Origin of the sequence: Veillonella montpellierensis (assembly GCF_947090115.1) — a bacterium.
Lineage (GTDB): Bacteria > Bacillota > Negativicutes > Veillonellales > Veillonellaceae > Veillonella > Veillonella montpellierensis.
Map to the genome: position 1 here is coordinate 66,384 of NZ_CAMUMS010000006.1, position 17,276 is coordinate 83,659.

13 protein-coding genes are annotated in these 17,276 nt (G+C 42.7%); all 13 read left to right on the top strand.

What is annotated here, in order from left to right; translation table 11 throughout:
• Nucleotides 1–9: 9 nt before the first annotated feature.
• Nucleotides 10–2,142 (top strand): heavy metal translocating P-type ATPase, encoded by a 2,133-nt coding sequence (locus tag P6940_RS04315; RefSeq protein WP_277293300.1) that lies wholly within the window; start codon nucleotides 10–12, stop codon nucleotides 2,140–2,142.
• A 240-nt stretch (nucleotides 2,143–2,382) separates the two neighbouring features.
• Nucleotides 2,383–3,249, top strand: a complete 867-nt coding sequence (locus P6940_RS04320; RefSeq protein ID WP_038152885.1) for a hypothetical protein — start codon at nucleotides 2,383–2,385, stop codon at nucleotides 3,247–3,249.
• A gap of 126 nt (nucleotides 3,250–3,375) precedes the next feature.
• A complete protein-coding gene (locus P6940_RS04325; protein ID WP_277293301.1) occupies nucleotides 3,376–4,143 on the top strand; it encodes an ECF transporter S component in 768 nt (255 codons plus the stop codon).
• Nucleotides 4,144–4,223: 80 nt separating this feature from the next.
• A complete protein-coding gene (gene scfA / locus P6940_RS04330) occupies nucleotides 4,224–4,364 on the top strand; it encodes a six-cysteine ranthipeptide SCIFF (protein ID WP_071838034.1) in 141 nt (46 codons plus the stop codon).
• 800 nt (nucleotides 4,365–5,164) lie between these two features.
• A complete protein-coding gene (gene scfB, locus P6940_RS04335) occupies nucleotides 5,165–6,586 on the top strand; it encodes a thioether cross-link-forming SCIFF peptide maturase (protein ID WP_038152883.1) in 1,422 nt (473 codons plus the stop codon).
• Nucleotides 6,587–6,892: 306 nt separating this feature from the next.
• Nucleotides 6,893–9,298, top strand: coding sequence for a carbamoyltransferase HypF (gene hypF / locus P6940_RS04340; RefSeq protein ID WP_277293302.1), 2,406 nt, complete (start codon nucleotides 6,893–6,895; stop codon nucleotides 9,296–9,298).
• 37 nt (nucleotides 9,299–9,335) lie between these two features.
• Nucleotides 9,336–9,608: a HypC/HybG/HupF family hydrogenase formation chaperone gene (locus P6940_RS04345; RefSeq protein WP_028257645.1), complete on the top strand. Its 273-nt coding sequence runs from the start codon at nucleotides 9,336–9,338 to the stop codon at nucleotides 9,606–9,608.
• A complete protein-coding gene (gene hypD / locus P6940_RS04350; protein ID WP_277293303.1) occupies nucleotides 9,547–10,665 on the top strand; it encodes a hydrogenase formation protein HypD in 1,119 nt (372 codons plus the stop codon). The genes P6940_RS04345 and hypD overlap by 62 nt, the downstream gene beginning before the upstream one ends.
• 13 nt (nucleotides 10,666–10,678) lie before the next feature.
• Nucleotides 10,679–11,686, top strand: coding sequence for a hydrogenase expression/formation protein HypE (gene hypE, locus P6940_RS04355; RefSeq protein ID WP_277288174.1), 1,008 nt, complete (start codon nucleotides 10,679–10,681; stop codon nucleotides 11,684–11,686).
• Nucleotides 11,687–12,202: 516 nt separating this feature from the next.
• Nucleotides 12,203–12,649, top strand: coding sequence for a hypothetical protein (locus tag P6940_RS04360; RefSeq protein ID WP_277293304.1), 447 nt, complete (start codon nucleotides 12,203–12,205; stop codon nucleotides 12,647–12,649).
• Between the two features lie 496 nt (nucleotides 12,650–13,145).
• On the top strand, nucleotides 13,146–14,255 hold the full coding sequence (locus tag P6940_RS04365; RefSeq protein ID WP_277293305.1) for a hypothetical protein: 1,110 nt from the start codon (nucleotides 13,146–13,148) through the stop codon (nucleotides 14,253–14,255).
• A gap of 21 nt (nucleotides 14,256–14,276) precedes the next feature.
• Nucleotides 14,277–15,914, top strand: coding sequence for an organic solvent tolerance protein OstA (locus P6940_RS04370; protein WP_277293306.1), 1,638 nt, complete (start codon nucleotides 14,277–14,279; stop codon nucleotides 15,912–15,914).
• Nucleotides 15,915–16,373: 459 nt separating this feature from the next.
• Nucleotides 16,374–17,252 carry a UTP--glucose-1-phosphate uridylyltransferase GalU gene (galU, locus tag P6940_RS04375; RefSeq protein ID WP_277293307.1) on the top strand — a complete coding sequence of 293 codons (879 nt, stop codon included), beginning with the start codon at nucleotides 16,374–16,376 and terminating at the stop codon, nucleotides 17,250–17,252.
• Nucleotides 17,253–17,276: the final 24 nt, after the last annotated feature.

The following is a 17,276-nucleotide window of genomic DNA, read 5'->3' on the forward strand; positions in this document are numbered from 1 at the left end:
ACTAGTGATATGTTACAGTTTTCTGTAGTTAGCAGACTTAAATATAGAATGCGTATAAGCATTACAGGTCGCCGTTTTACAGAGGCTGATGCAGCATTTGTAGAAAGTACATTAAAATCAAATGAAGCGATTAAAAAAGTAACTTTTTACACTAGAACATCTGAAATAGCTATTTCTCATAATGGCGATGAAATAGCTGTACGCAATAGTGTGTTAGCATTGCGTGATCTTGATTTCTCTAATGTGCCAGCGTTGACAGAATACTCACCTCGTTTGGTAAATAAAAAATATAGAGAACAAATGATAAAAGATACATTGGTGTATATTGGTAAACGTTTGTTCTTGCCAGCACCAGTGGCTGCTATATGGTCATGGGTAAATGCAGCGAAGTTTATTGGTACTGCTATAAAAACTTTGTGGAAACGCAAATTAACGGTAGAGGTACTTGATGGTGTAGCCATCGGCGTATCTTTACTCCAAAAAGATTATTCTACTGCAGGCGCCGTTATGTACTTGTTAGGTATCGGTGAAATATTAGAAGAATGGACACATCGTCGTTCCGTATTAAACCTTGCTGAAAGTATGTCCTTGCATGTAGATAAAGTATGGGTATTACAAGATGGTATAGAAATCAGCAAACCATTATCAGCTGTTAATGAAGGCGATCATGTAGTATTGCGACAAGGTGAAGTAATTCCATTAGATGGTGAAGTGGTGGATGGTATTATCCAAGTTAATGAATCGTCTATGACGGGTGAAGCTGAACCGGTTCGTCGTGATGAAGGTACGTCTGTCTATGCTGGTACTGTTGTTGAAGAAGGACAAGCAACCATCTGTGTACGTGGTACAGCAAAAGATTCTCGTTATGAAAAAATCGTTAACTTAATTGAAGAATCTGAACAAATGAAATCTGGTATGGAACAACAAGCATACCGTATGGCGGATAAACTTGTTCCAATTAGCTTTATTGGATCTGCTGTCACCTACCTATTAACACGGAATTTAACAAAAGCTCTATCCTTTATTATGGTAGACTTCTCGTGTGCCTTAAAATTAGCAATTCCATTGTCGGTATTATCTGCTATGGATGAAGCCTCTAAATTAGGCGTCACTGTTAAAGGTGGTAAGTTCTTAGAACAGATTGCCGCTGCTGACTTAATCGTCTTTGATAAAACAGGGACATTAACAAAAGCGGAACCAGAATTTGAACAAATTATTCCATTTAATGGGCATGATGCTGATGAAATGCTAACATTGGCAGCTTGTTTGGAAGAACATTTCCCTCATTCTATGGCAAAAGCTGTCGTTAATGCAGCAAAAGCTCATGAACTACCACATAAAGAAATGCATTCAGAAGTAGAATATATTGTGGCTCATGGCATTGCATCTAAAGTGGGTCGCTATCGTTGCCGTATCGGTAGTGCGCATTTTATATTCGATGATGAAAAGACTAAAATTCCACAAGAGGAACAGGAAAAATTTGATAACTTACCAAATTCTTCCTCCCATTTATATATGGCAATCGGTGGTACATTAGCAGCCGTTATTTGCATCAAAGATCCAGTTCGTGAAGAAGCGCATACTGTAATTGACCAACTTCATGAATTGGGCATTAAAAAAGTTGTTATGATGACTGGTGATAGTGAACGGAATGCGAAACGTGTCGCTGATGAACTTGGTATTGATGAAGTTCATGCAGGTGTATTACCTGAAGATAAAGCAACGTATGTAAAACAAGCTAAAGATGAAGGATACACAGTAATGATGGTAGGAGATGGCATTAACGATTCTCCAGCTTTATCGGAAGCGCATGTTGGTATCGCTATGAATGAAGGCGCACCAATTGCTCAAAAAATTGCTAACGTTACGATTTCTTCAGATAACTTGCAATCCTTGGTTGACTTACGCCGCATTGCGATGAAGTTAATGACGCGTATTAAGAAAAACTATAATGGTATTGTAGCTGTTAATGGCGGTTTAGTTGGCGCTGGTGTATTAGGTGTATTGACTCCTGCTAATGCAGCGTGGTTCCACAATCTATATACCTTAGGTGTTAGCTTGAAGAGTATGACTCCATTATTAGAACAACCAAAAGAACATCAATCAGAAGATGTGGTTGAAGCCGAAGTTGTATCGGCGTAAGCACTTAATTTTAAAATCTCCTTATCCTGCAGATAATGTAGGATAAGGAGATTTTTTCGATTCACATAGTTTCTAATCGGTATATAGTTTCAGTTTGATTTGTTTAATTATTCACTGTATAGTACAATGATGATAACAAGGATAACTACTAAGTATGCTTCATAAGAAAGATATCTGAAGATTTCTAGTATGATCATAGGTAGTTGTAGGTAATCGATATAAGTATAGTAGGTGATTAAGATGAACAAAATTATGTGGCAATTTATCGGTATGTGTATACTATTTACGGTCATACCCACGGTGATTATTGGAAAGGGACATTTGACGATTTATGGCGTAGAAATGTTTACGCTATTGTCGTTAATCATCCCGTTAATGATGAAAAAAGTAGAACGATTACGGTTTGCCACAGGGTTTCATATGCGATTATACTATCATGCATACGCGTGGTTATTGTGGACAGTTTTTTTCTTTTTAGGCTCTGGCACAATGCATCTAGTGATTCCCGTAAAAAATATTGCCTTAATTGGAGCTTTGTGGGTAGTAGTTCTTTCCTGTGTTATGACCATTATTATTTTAAGTGGCGTCGTACTAACTCGATTCTTTGAACGGCAAAAACGCCATGAATGGTTTCACACCACCGTTGACATCGCGGCAGTTACGTTGCCACTACCAATTTTACTTATGGGCGGTGTGCTATATATTAATAATCCCCTGTTAGTACAAGCCTATATGTCATTTATGTACGATTACATTAAACTTTGTTTACTACTCTTATTGGTAATCACCATGGCTGCCATGGCAATCTATCTATATCCTCGCGGGGAAACACCTAAAAAAATACGATTTGTTCGCATTTTTGTAACGGCGCTAGTATGGTTGGCGATTGTTGGACATGTAATGTTTGGATGGATGCCACAATTTGTATTACAAGCAGTTAAGGTTGTATTTCCCGTATACCAAGGAAGCCTATTAGTCTATGTGACACCAGCAATTATATTGCTTATCATTTTGGCGGTTGCTGTAGGAGCAGGCCTCTACAGTGAATACTATTTGTTGAAATACCGTCATAAACGGCGTATGAATATGACGTCTATTGACAGATAGTAGATAAACATATATGATACAAAAAGATTATTCGTCTGTATTCGGCAAGGAAACAGAACGAAATAGATAGATTGATTAGAATGATTCGACTCATATTCATAGTAAATGAGAGCGGAGGATGTACACATGAATGAAGAACAATCGGTAACAAAAAGTTGTAACACCATGGATATTGCGGTGGAGGATGCACAGAAACTGGCAATGGATGATAGCACTACCTCGCATATAACAGCAGATGATATGGATATGCCACACCATGATGAGGGAAATAGACCAATAGAAGATACGGATGCACACCAATCGATGGGATCCAAAACGGTAGGGCGATTAACCGTGCGTGAAATGACAATTATCGCATTATTATCAGCTATTACCATCGTACTGGGGTTGACTGGATACGGTATCATCAATATTCCCCCATTGAGTGTTACTACGCTGCACATTCCTACATTGATTGCCGCCTTAGTAGAAGGCCCTAAAGTGGGAATGCTCGTGGGCTTTGTGTTTGGTTGCTACAGCCTATATGCCAACTTTACGGCACCGAATATTTTATCCCCCATCTTTTTAAATCCCTTAGTATCCGTTGTGCCTCGTGTGATATTCCCTTTACTCGCATTTTTGATTTTTAAAAGTATCTTTTTTAAAGACGTAAAATTCCGTTTATTAGTAGCCGCCTTTCTTGGCACCTGTATACATACAGCTCTTGTTATGGGAACGATTTTCTTCCTCTTTGGACAGACCTTTGCCCAACTAACGCATGCTACCATGGAAAATGTAGGTATGGTAATTTTAGGACTTAGTGTGAGCCACGGATTGCCAGAAGCCATAGCCGCTGCTGTTATCGTAACACCTATCGCTATTGCCTTGCGTAAAACCTTAGGTAAAGATAAATAATCTACTAGTATCTATTTGTCAAATATATCTACCTATGATACAATCAAATTACTATCATATTGTATGAAGGAGGAATTAGTATGAAACATATTCGTACAGTAAAAAGTGAATCGTTACAAAGCACTGCAAAACATGGCGGTTGTGGAGAATGTCAAACTTCTTGTCAATCTGCTTGCAAAACAAGTTGCACAGTAGGTAATCAAGTTTGCAAACAAAAATAAGAATGTTCCCGATAGGTGCATCGTATTGATTAATAAAATAGCGTCAATTACACGTGTAATTGGCGCTATTTTTATGTGCCAGAAGACTCGTAACTTGTGAAACGGTATAGAATATAGTGACCTCTATCAGCGATATAAGAATATATGTATTTCTGCGTTATAGGTGCGTAACATAAATAGCGCTATAAGAAACTATGGATCTCTTAGCCCTATAGGTGGACGTCACATAAGTTAGGTATACGTAGATATGACTCTTATATCCATATGAGTGTGAGTATACGTAGATATGAATTTCATACCTAGGTGAGTGTGAGTTGATAGGTGCCTATGAGATACAGCGACATAACATACATAGGCTATGACTATTAGACGGCTGATAGCTATGTATGGGACAAATCAGAAATAGCAGAAACACCATGTAATTTCATCAACTTGATAACTATCTATGGAATAAATCAGGCACTGAAAGGGTATTTTATTGTCGTTTTCTTGATAGCTACCTATGGGATAAAGTGGGCATATCAATACGGGCGATGTATCGGCTATGCTTGATAGCTACATAGGGATGAACCAGTCCAGAAAAGATAATTTTAAGAGCAGCGTCTAGGTTGTGCCTAATGGTATGTATAGGCATCTAGTAGAGCCATCTAGTAACATATATTTCGCCTTAAGATAGCGATTGCTATAGAGTTATTTTATTCATTGATAAAAGTAATAAACGGCCCGTTTATATAGGTGCTATATCGAATATTTTGTGATACAATATATATGGTATAAATAAATAATTGTTTGGAGGTACCATGACAGAATTACAACCTATGATCCATAAGTTTTGGATGAAAAATAAATGTTATTGTCTTGATGTGAATAGTGGCACAATCCATGTTATCGATGCATTGACGGACAAAGTATTAGATATATATGACGGGGCAAATCGCCGAGCTGTTCATGATGCACTAGATGCGACGGAAGATGCTCGTGAATTAGATGAACTATTGGATGAAATCGATGAACTTATCCACGAAGGACAACTATTTACGCCTATGTCGAAAGATTTTCAATTAGTGATTGACGAAAAACCGATTGTTAAATCACTGTGCTTGAATATTGCCCATGATTGTAACTTGGCATGTAAATATTGCTTTGCTAGTCAAGGCGATTATGGTGGCGTAAAACGTGAGTTAATGAGCTTTGATATTGCCAAACGTGCCATCGATTTTCTCGTAGAAGCGAGCGGATCTAGACAACATTGTGAAATTGACTTCTTCGGTGGCGAACCACTTATGAATTGGTCCGTGGTGAAGCAGTGTATTGAATACATTCAAGACATTGAAAAAAAGAAAAATAAAATCTTTAAATTGACCATGACCACAAACGGTATGCTACTTACCCAGGATAAAATTGATTATCTCAATAAGTATAATGTAAGTCTTGTTCTATCTTTGGATGGACGCAAAGAAGTACATAATAGTATGCGCCCTTGTGCTGGCAAAGGACAGGCACCATCCTATGACTTGGTTGCAAAAAATTTAGTCAACGCCGTACAACAACGGGAAGGTAGAGAATACTTTGTACGAGGTACATTTACCCATAATAACTTAGATTTTACAAAAGATGTAATCGCCATGTCCGATTTAGGATTTGAACATTTATCCATGGAACCAGTGGTAGGCGAAGAAGGGGAATACGTACTTCGTGAAGAAGATTGGCCAACGATCAATAAAGAATATGAAACCTTGGCAGATCTATACTTACAACGTCAATTAGACGGATGGGGCGAAACGTTTAACTTTTTCCATTTCCGCATGGATTTATATCGCGGCCCATGTATGGCAAAACGCTTACGTGGTTGTGGGGCTGGGCATGAATATATGGCCATCGTACCAAATGGCGATATATACCCATGTCATCAATTTGTAGGCAAGGACGAATATGTACTCGGCAATGTGTTTGAAGGCATTAAAAACCAAGATATTCCTAAACAAATGCGCCATACCCACGTATTTTCCAAGCCAACATGTGCAGCTTGCTGGGCGAAATTTTTCTGCTCTGGCGGTTGTCATGCCAATAATGTGACACTCGGCGGTGATATGAATACGCCCTATGAATTTGGGTGTCGATTACAGAAAAAACGTATTGAATGTGCTATCATGATTCAAGCAGAACTAGATGAAGCTGGTATTGATGGCAGTATTCCACGAGTTGTGGGCGATGATCGCTAATAGAAGTATTCTCAAAAGAATGTACAAATACTTCTACTAGTCATATAACAATAGTATCGTGGTAGTAAGGGGCGTATCACGGATACTAAGAGTTTATAGAGGATACGAATTGGGGGACTGTCTGAATGAAGTATCATTCAATAGTCCCTCCTTTGTAGTCCACATAGGTATAATAAGATACAATTGCTACCCTGGTCTAACGAGTACAGTATAATAACGCTAATGACAAAGGCGACGTTATTCTTAACATGAAAATCAAGGCAATTAGTCTAATGATTACAGTATAATAACGCTAATGGAGTAGGTATGAAACAAGATATGACCCGTTGGGGGGTGCGCTTTACGGGTATCGTTCAGGGCGTAGGATTTCGTCCATTCGTATCCGTAGTAGCTCATGAATTACAATTAGATGGATTTGTCTATAACGATACGCAAGGCGTATATGTAGAAATTGAGGGCCCCGTTGATGTATTGCATCAATGGCTTTGTCGGATACAACAAGAATGTCCGCCCTTAGCACGGATAGAAAATATGGTTGTTAAAGAATTACCGATATCTTCTGTAGAGACTGATGACGAGATACAAGAACATAAATTTATCATAGCACCATCGCCACTTCACGGCTTGGCGAATACATTTATTAGCGCCGATACGGCCCCCTGTGATGATTGCTTAGATGAACTAGAAAATCCTAAGGATCCACGATATGGCTATAGTTTTATCAATTGTACCAACTGTGGTCCACGCTACACGATTATTGAAAGTGTTCCCTATGACCGCAAACGTACCACTATGAAAGACTTTACCATGTGCGATGATTGCTATGCAGATTATACGAATCTGAACGGTCGACGGTATCATGCAGAACCAACCGCATGCGGTGACTGTGGTCCTTGCTATACCTTACTCGATAGTAGTGGACGAACGATAAGGCTTGACGCCGATGAAGATACACCTAGCGCTAGAGAAAATCGTATATTCCACATGGTGCGCCAACGCGTTGCTGAGGGGGCTATCATCGCCATGAAAGGTATCGGCGGTTACCATTTACTATGTGATGCTACCAATCATGAGGCGGTAAAACGGTTGCGCCAACGAAAAGGAAGACCCCATAAGCCACTGGCTATGATGGCTGGATCCTTAGAGCGCATCGAACAGATTGCCTACGTTAGCGATGAAGAAAAACGACTCTTACTGAGCCCCGTGCATCCTATTGTACTACTTGCTTCACGAGAACCGTCTGGCAAGGGAACGAGTTGTACGAATCCCGTAGCGCCCCATAACCACTATTGGGGGATTATGTTACCCTATGCTCCAGTACACCACTTGCTACTACCAAAGGACGCTTTGTGGGTCATGACCAGTGGTAACAAAAGCGGAGACCCCGTTTTGTTCAAAGACGAACAAGCACTTAGTGAACTACAGGGGATTGCAGATTATTTCCTCGTCCACAATCGCTCCATTTGCGCTCCCGTAGACGACTCCGTGATGGCCGTAGTAGAGGGAAAACAGCTCATATATCGGCGTAGTCGTGGCTTTGTACCAGAACCTATCTACATAGAGGGCATGGAACCATCCACGCATCAACAATCGACCCTACCGACCATCGTCGCTATGGGTGGGGATATGAAAAATGCTTTCGCCATCAATCGTGACCTCCATGTATTACTAGGTCCTCACATTGGAGACTTAGCACATGAAAGCACGCATAGCACACTGGAATGGACACTGGCACATTATCAAGAACTGTTTGATTTAGTGCCACAGGCCATCGTAGTAGATGCCCATCCAGGCTACTATTCTACACGACTGGGCACCGATTACGGAGAAACATACCATATTCCTCTATTGACCGTACAACACCATCATGCCCATGTGGCAGCCGTTATCAGTGAATATAATTTACAAGGCACCACACTCGGTATTTGCTATGATGGTACAGGTTATGGCACAGACGGCTCTCTGTGGGGCGGTGAATTTTTACTGTGCCATGGGACAGAGATGAAACGTGTCGCCCATACTGCCTATGTGCCTTTGCCGGGCGGAGAACGGGCCGTATCTGAACCGTGGCGCCAAGCATTGTGGTACTTGCGCCATACCTATGGCGATACGTTTCCCCCTTTATATGAAAGCTGGCTTACCACGTTACCAAAAGGGTGGGAGCTTTTAGACCAAGCCCTACAAAAAGGCATGCCATTTTGTAAGTCCTGTGGCGTAGGTAGACTCTTTGATGCAGTCGGCACCTTACTCGGCCTAGGGAATGTGCATACCTTTGATGGACAAATTGCCATGGCCTTGGAACAACTCGCCTATGGAGAAAAAGGTAAGTTATTAGACTATCACTATGACGGACACATACTCGATACGACGCCGTTAGTAGCGGACATTATCGAAAACTATGTAGCCGGTATGTCTAAATACCAACTGGCCGCTTCCTTTCACCGTACCTTGGCCTATGCCACCTCTGAAATCGCATTAGACATAAGTGAACGCTGCCATGTGGATCACATCGTGCTAAGCGGTGGGGTCTTTCAAAATCGCCGCTTGCTACAAGAGTTGACAAAAGTATGGCGATTAGATCCCTTTTATATCAGCCAACGCGTGCCTTGTAACGATGGAGGTCTTGCCCTCGGGCAATGGTGGTTAGCACAACAAATGATGCAAAGTCTATGTGAAGATAGAACGTGCTATATAGAGAATATACAGAAATAGAGAACATATGATAGCGAATAGATAGAAAGGAGTTACTATGTGTTTAGCAGTACCAGCACAACTGGTAAAAATAAATGAATCCCTTGGCACCATTGAAGTATCTGGCGTTACACGTGATTGTAGCTTGCTATTGGTACCAGAGGCGAAAATCGGGGACTGGGTATTAGTCCATGCAGGTTTCGCCGTACAAATTGTAGATGAGGAGGAAGCAAAAGCAACAATGGATGCTTTTCGCGAATTAGAAGAACTTGAACAAACTTACTTTAAAGAGCAAGAAGCTAACAGCCGAAGCGCTCATACGGAAAATTAATACATTACATACGCCGGGCGAAGAAATTCGCCTCATGGAAGTATGCGGTACCCATACGGTCGCCATCTTTCGAGAAGGCATCCGTCAATTGCTACCGAAAGAAATTGAACTCGTCAGTGGCCCTGGATGCCCCGTATGTGTTACCGATCAGGCGTATATGGATATAGCCCTTTCCTATGCGGCACAAGATGATGTAATCATCGCCACCTTCGGGGATATGCTCAAAATTCCCGGTACCCATAGCAGCTTGAGTCAAGCGCAAGCCGAAGGCGCTCATATCCATATCATCTATAGCCCGTTAGAGGTGATAGAACTAGGAAAACAACATAAAGACAAGAAGATTATCATGTTGGCGATCGGCTTTGAAACGACGATAGCCGCTATCGGTGCTACCGTACAAGCCGTTGATGCCAGTGGACTTACGAATGTATTCTTCTTGGTATCACACAAATTAGTGCCACCAGCCTTACGGGCTTTGCTAGATAGTCAACGTGGTCATATTGACGGATTTATCCTACCTGGTCACGTGAGCGTTATTATCGGAGAAGAACCGTATCAATTCTTGCCTACCGAATATCATATACCGTCTTGTGTAGCCGGCTTTGATGGGTGCGAAATTCTATCCGCCATTGTGGATATATTAGAGCAACGACAATCTAAGAAGTACTACGTAGGAAACACCTATAAATCGGTAGTCATGAAAACGGGCAATCCAGTGGCGCAAGAGATGATGCGTACCGTCTATGAAGTGTGCGATGATGTGTGGCGTGGCATCGGTATGATTCCTAAATCGGGTCTACGACTCACCAAGGCCTATGAACATCTTGATGCACAAGTGGCGTTGCCACTGACCGTTACAGAACCGACAGTACCCATTAAAGGATGTCGTTGCGGTGACGTATTACAAGGATTGATTAAACCGAATGAATGTCCCTTGTTTGGACACGCCTGTGTACCAGAACATGCGGTAGGTGCTTGCATGGTATCGGTAGAAGGCAGTTGTGCCGCTTGGTATAAATATGGCTATGCTAGCGGTGGTCTATCATGGGAAGAATAAATAGGAGTATAGAATGAAACGAGTGCGCTTAGTACATGGCAATGGGGGACGATTTAGTCGTGAATTGACAGAACAATATATTCTACCCCATTTTAACAATACACTACTCGCCCCTCTTCACGATGGGGCACAATTTGAAGTATCCAAAGGACGAATGGCGTTTACCACCGATTCCTACGTGGTACAACCGACCTTTTTTCCTGGCGGTAACATTGGTAAGCTTGCGGTCTGTGGCACCGTTAACGACTTGGCCATGAATGGGGCCGTACCTCAATACATCAGTTGCGGCCTTATTTTAGAAGAAGGCTTGCCCTTTGATACGCTAGATACGATTCTCGCTACCATGCAAGACATGGCAGAGCGTGCTAACGTACAAATTGTGACAGGAGATACGAAAGTGGTGCAACAAGGGGCGGTGGATGGCATCTATATCAATACGGCAGGCATCGGCTATATCCCAGAAGGGGTTATGATTAGTACGGATCGCGTGAAAGCCGGTATGGATATCATCTTGAGCGGATCCGTAGGCGACCATGCCATTTCCGTTATGGGAACACGTTTTGGACTTTCCTTGTCGGACTCGATTCGCACAGATTGTGCACCGCTTAACCACATGGTACAAGCCGTACTACAGGAAGTGGGATCAAACGTGGCTCTCTTGCGTGATCCTACCCGTGGCGGTGTAGGGACCGTACTGAAAGAAATCGCCGATCAAGCACAAGTGGGCATTAGCGTCTTTGAAGAGGCGATTGTGGTGCATGAAGAAGTACAAGGCGTATGCGATATTCTTGGTTATGATCCACTCTACTTGGCCAATGAAGGAAAAGCCCTATTCGTGGTAAATCCAGAAGTTACCGATACAGTACTCTCCATTCTTCACTCCTTTGAAGAAGGAAAAGAAGCGACCCTCATCGGTAAAACATTGGCGCATAATACGGGAAAAGTAGGATTACAAACGGCCTTAGGAGGCGTACGCCTTTTGGATATGCTCGGCGAAGACCAAGTGCCACGCATTTGTTAAGCACGATTACATCATTCGCATTTCTAGTAATGAACACTAAATACTTGGTGTTTGATGTGATAGCAAATGGTTTCCAGTGGCTATGGTGAAGAACAGATATCCTATGACTGTAAAAGTAGAAGTACCACGCCTTTAGTAGATAGATACCAAGCGTTGCCAGTGTTTGATGAATATGACTTGCTATCAAGTAGGGTGGAGCCTAAGTAAACCCGATGGAGATTGAGTATCTTCTAAATCACTAGGAGAGATGAGTCATCTGGTAAACCGCAACGAAACGAATCGTTTAGCAACTACAAAGAGAGTTGCCTATACATTAGACCACTAGCGGAGGCAAACGTGTCATGAACGATGAGGATATGTGCGACGCACTTTGCGATGCATTATGAAAATGGATCTCCTATGCCAAATAATCATAGAAAAAACATTCATATGTGGTATAATATAAAATAATAGAATATACTAAATAGAGTAAGTTATGTTTGATACAATAATAGATATACGCAAGGAGGAAATGAGATGAAAAAGAAATTAATTCCTTTCATGGTGGCAGCGTGCATAACGGTATCTACGTTCGGAGGTATGATGACAGCCAATGCCTTTAACTTGGGCAGTTTGTTAGGTGGCGTAGCCAAAGTCGGTGGCGTAGGATTTTTAGTGGATCGCTACAGTGATTCTATTGATAATTTCTTAAACACCCTATTACGACAAAATAATCTATCCACTACGTATACCACGAAAGTAGTTCCTATCGTTAGCGTGGGCAACAATGCCTATATTGGGGCCGCTCAGATTACGGGTCCTGCATCAGAAATTGAACGGGTGAAAGCAGTAGCTCAACTAGAAGCTAGTTTTAACGGAATAGCTCGTGTAAAAGGACTCGTGCCAATCGATAGCATGAATCCAGTTGGTGCAAATCGAATCCAAGGCGTTGGTATATCGGCGCTAGTTGATTTGAAGATATAATACATACATAAGCACGGGCGTTTTTGGTCCGTGCTTTTTGTGGTTATCGTTGCATGTACCGTGAGAGTATCCATCCTAGTAGTAGATTATAGTGTGAAAATTTGAGTGTGGATGACTTACTGGCATGTTCACAGACAGGTGCTTTCACGCTAGGATAGATAGAAATCGATTAGTACCTAGTACAGTTACTTCTTGTAGTGGTAGCGAATGTATATGGGTCCAATACGATGGTGGACGATTGTAAGGTGCTACCTGACACGCTGGCGTAGGCACTGTAGGTTTACACGTAATCGTAATACCCTATTAGTATCACTGTGGACAATATATAGGCACGTAAGAGGGTGATAGCATGCTTGAAAGTGTACTTACATACAGTACAGCGATGCTTACGGTAGTATTGCGATAGACCAATACTTTCATAGGAATAGAATAATAGATATATAGTAGCACCAGTAGGATGCACTAAGATAATCGATGTACACGGGAGGAGATTGTTATGAAAAAAGAAGTAACCATGACCGCTATAGCCGCACTTATGACGATGAGTGCTATGGCGGCTACACCAACAACGGTAGTAGAAAAAACCAATGCCATGGAAACCATTGTATACGGTGATACACAAGCGGGGGCCGTTATCGATCGCATTAATCAACTGTCAGATACTGTGTACGGCAAGAACACAACGGGAAACCTCGTTGATAGAGTGAACCAACTCTACACATCCGTTGAAGGCGAAGGCGATAGCGTATCCCTACGGCAAGAAGTGGATGTACTCGAATATACCTATCAGAACCATGTGACAGAAGGGTCATTATTGGCACGCTTGGACCGTTTGGAACGCAGTGTTAGCGGTAGCGTTAGTACAGGATCAATCAATAGTCGCATACAAGCGTTACAAGTAAAAATCAATGGTTCTCACACCAAGCTAACCCATCAAATTGGCACAGTGCCAGCAGATCATGTATTTCAAGTAACCTTACGAGAACCGGTGAGTACAAAATTAAATCACGTGGGCGATACCATCTCCTTTGAAATGGGAGAAGATTTGATGGATGGCGATATTTTGCTAGTGCCAGCTGGTACGGTTGGGGTGGCTACCGTTGAAAGCTTACAAAAATCGAGATCCTTTGGCCGTAACGGCAGCTTGACCATGAGCTTTGACATACCAGCCATGGATGGTACTCATATTACGGGTGTACAAGGACCAGAAGCACAAGAAAAAACTAAGGGCGAACTCAAAGCGGCGGGTGCTTCCGTAGCGGGTGCTGTTCTACTTGGTCCTGTGGGCCTAGTGGGGGGACTCTTTGTAAAAGGTAAGCCTATCGAATGGCCAGAGGGCACCACTATCTATATTCAACCACAAGATGTGGTAACCGTACAAGGTGTCGTGATTGGCGGTGATGGTCGTGATCATAGCAAGGACCTTACAAAAGCCGTAGAAGCTGCTTTGCCACAAGAAACCTCAAGCCCTAAAGAAGAACCGGTTACAGATGCCATTCAAGGTGGTGAAACCGCTGAGGTGAGTGCCTCTACTGATGAAGTACAAGAAGACACAACAAGTGATGATGGTGTGTCACAACCGATTGTAGTAGTAAAACGAGATTAATCGTATAAAGGAGTTAGTTAGATGATTGATAAGACGGTTCGTCGCGTGATATGCTTGACCTTGCTAATGGGGGCCTATCCCTTTGTGAGCCATGGGGCAAATGTAGAAAACAATACGATACAAGCGCCTGAAGGGGCACAAACGAAAGGGTCCGTGACCATGACGGAACATACCCGTCCCATCTATCAAGAACGGTTAGATAGAGCCCTTGATGCGTACCCAGGTCAAATTTCTAGGCGGTCAGATACGGATCATGACGTGTTAGAGGTAAAACCGGCGTCCATACGAGTTTTGCGAGATGAAAAATCCATTTATGATGGCGATGTGAAGGACGGATTGCCAACGCGCATTGATGCGAACCATATGAAATATTACGATACCACCGGGTATGTAACGGCAGACGGCAACGTCGTCATTCGTCGCGCTAATCAGACGGTAACAACGGAGCTTGTTACGGGGAATACGAAAACGGGCACCTATGAAATCAAATCTGGATACACCTTACGAGAAACGGGACAAGCGCCAAAAGAGGTAGAAGGACAAGTTTTGACATACCAGATGGAAACGGGGAATATGACGAGCCAGTCGGCGCATGGCTATGTAGAACCCTACTATTTTAAGGCGCACCAGATTCGCTACACCGATGGCGTGGGGTATATACAAGATGGATGGATTACGTCGAAACACGCCATGGCCTTTACCCATACACCGGATTATCATATTAGGGGCGAGCAAATTGAAGTGCATCCGAACGATAAAATGATTATACATAGACCATCGTTTTGGATTAAGAACACGAAAATACTTAGCTTGCCTAAATATACCATATCTCTTAGGAATGATAAGAAAGGGACGATAAGTCTATTTAGCTTGATCCCGGTACCGTCCTATAATTCGAATGGGTTGTCGTTACATGGACGCCTTACCTATCCCATAGGCACAAGGGGAGAAACCTACGTCGACTATACCTGGTCAACCCGCAACGGTCTAGTGCCAGCCATAGGCTATCGTCACTATGTGCCATGGGGCGTGGCCAGCGTATCCTATAGTAAAGAGGAAAACACCTTCTGGGATCACAGTGTGTGGGTTACCAAACGGCCGGAACTTGCCATAGACACGCACACCTATCATATAGGTCGTACACCGATAACCGTACGTGGTAGTGCTAGCATCGGTTATTGGACGGAAGGCGATGTAAAAGGTTCGCACCATAAAGAACACATCGAGCTAAGCCATGACGCCATCACCTGGTCGCATGGAAAGTACAGTTGCCGTTTCTATGGTGGATACCAACATGATGCGTACGGGGCGACTCGTACAGTGCGACGTATGCCGTACTGGGGCGTGAAACAGACGAGCCACATAACGGATAAGTGGCAAGTGTGGGCCGCTTACGAACATCGCTATGTAACAAAGAGCGAAATCTCGCCCTATCTATTTGACCGCATCGAGATTCCTCGAAATATCGTGGTCGGCACGTCCTATCAGTTGACACGCCTCGATCGCATGTCCCTAAACACCCAAACGGATGCACAAACGGGTAAGATGGTATATCGTGACTGGACGTGGGAGCGAGATTTACATTCCTTAAAGGCCTTTTTAACCTATCGCGAGAAACAGAAAAAATGGAAATGTACCATTCGTTTGAAAGATTTCTAACGTCCCATTACAATTCGGCATATGAAAATGATATAAACGTGTTGCAATTTCTCGCACCCTATAGTATAGTTAGTAGGAACATGAAGAGATTGTGAAATTTAATGGTGTCATATGAAATTACATCATAAGGAGGCACACATATGGCACAGCTTGTAACTGCTGTGCCATATGTGCGTTGTATACCATGATGGATAGAATCTCGATTTATGCAATATTGATATAGTACATTGCTAAATTAATATAAATAGTGTAATTGACGTATATATATATATATATATAATATTAGTGTTTAATTATGTGACGACATGTAAGGCGCACTAGTAGGTGTTGGGAAACCACCTACTAGATGTGCCCTTGCTAGACGGGAAAGGGTGGTACATAGGGACATCGTTAGTAAGAGGATATCTAGACAATGAATGTGTAGTGAAAAAGTATACTATGAATAGAATAGGATGACATATGAAACCGATTAGAAAAGCAGTGATTCCCGCCGCAGGTTTTGGTACGCGTTTTCTACCAGCCACCAAGGCGCAACCGAAAGAAATGTTGCCCATTGTAGATACGCCGGCCATTCAATTCATCATTGAGGAAGCCTTAGCCTCGGGGATTGAAGACATCTTGATTATTACGGGCCGTAATAAGCGGGCCATCGAGGATCATTTTGATACCAGTGTAGAACTAGAACAACTCTTGCAAGGGCAAGGCAAAAAAACACAACTGGCCATGGTGCGTGGCTTGGCGGACGTGAAGGTCCATTTTATTCGCCAAAAAGCACCAAAAGGACTCGGCGACGCCGTACTATGTGCGAAGGCCTTTGTAGGCGATGAACCATTTGCCGTATTACTCGGTGATGACATTGTCTACCATCCGGAAAAACCGTGTTTACAACAATTGATTGAATGCGCTCATACCCATGAGGGGAGCGTGTTGGGGGCACAGTTTGTACCGCCTGATAAAGTGAGCTCCTACGGTATCGTGTCGGGGACACCGATTAGCGAAACGGTGTATCGCGTAGAAGGCTTGGTGGAAAAACCGCCTGCCGAATCAGCACCGTCGAACTTGGCGGTGGTGGGTCGCTATATACTGACCCCCGATGTGTTTGATCGATTAGCGGTAACAGAACCGGGCGCGGGCAATGAAATTCAATTAACCGATGCGCTGGCGGCGATGGATACACCCATGTATGCCATGGCCTATGAAGGCGTGCGTTACGATATCGGCGATCGACTAGGATTTTTAAAAGCTACCGTAGAATACGGATTGCGCAATGAAATCCTTGGACCAAGTTTTAAAGAGTATTTAACATCCGTGGTGACCGCCACTGATGAAGACATATAAACGTTGTGGTCAATTCTCATACAG

Coding starts and splice junctions, on each gene's coding strand:
- P6940_RS04365 (WP_277293305.1), top strand. CDS start 13,146: ATGAAAAAAGAAGTAACCATGACCGCTATAGCCGCACTTATGACGATG.
- P6940_RS04345 (WP_028257645.1), top strand. CDS start 9,336: ATGTGTTTAGCAGTACCAGCACAACTGGTAAAAATAAATGAATCCCTT.
- P6940_RS04370 (WP_277293306.1), top strand. CDS start 14,277: ATGATTGATAAGACGGTTCGTCGCGTGATATGCTTGACCTTGCTAATG.
- scfB (WP_038152883.1), top strand. CDS start 5,165: ATGACAGAATTACAACCTATGATCCATAAGTTTTGGATGAAAAATAAA.
- P6940_RS04360 (WP_277293304.1), top strand. CDS start 12,203: ATGAAAAAGAAATTAATTCCTTTCATGGTGGCAGCGTGCATAACGGTA.
- scfA (WP_071838034.1), top strand. CDS start 4,224: ATGAAACATATTCGTACAGTAAAAAGTGAATCGTTACAAAGCACTGCA.
- P6940_RS04315 (WP_277293300.1), top strand. CDS start 10: ATGTTACAGTTTTCTGTAGTTAGCAGACTTAAATATAGAATGCGTATA.
- P6940_RS04325 (WP_277293301.1), top strand. CDS start 3,376: ATGAATGAAGAACAATCGGTAACAAAAAGTTGTAACACCATGGATATT.
- P6940_RS04320 (WP_038152885.1), top strand. CDS start 2,383: ATGAACAAAATTATGTGGCAATTTATCGGTATGTGTATACTATTTACG.
- galU (WP_277293307.1), top strand. CDS start 16,374: ATGAAACCGATTAGAAAAGCAGTGATTCCCGCCGCAGGTTTTGGTACG.
- hypE (WP_277288174.1), top strand. CDS start 10,679: ATGAAACGAGTGCGCTTAGTACATGGCAATGGGGGACGATTTAGTCGT.
- hypF (WP_277293302.1), top strand. CDS start 6,893: ATGAAACAAGATATGACCCGTTGGGGGGTGCGCTTTACGGGTATCGTT.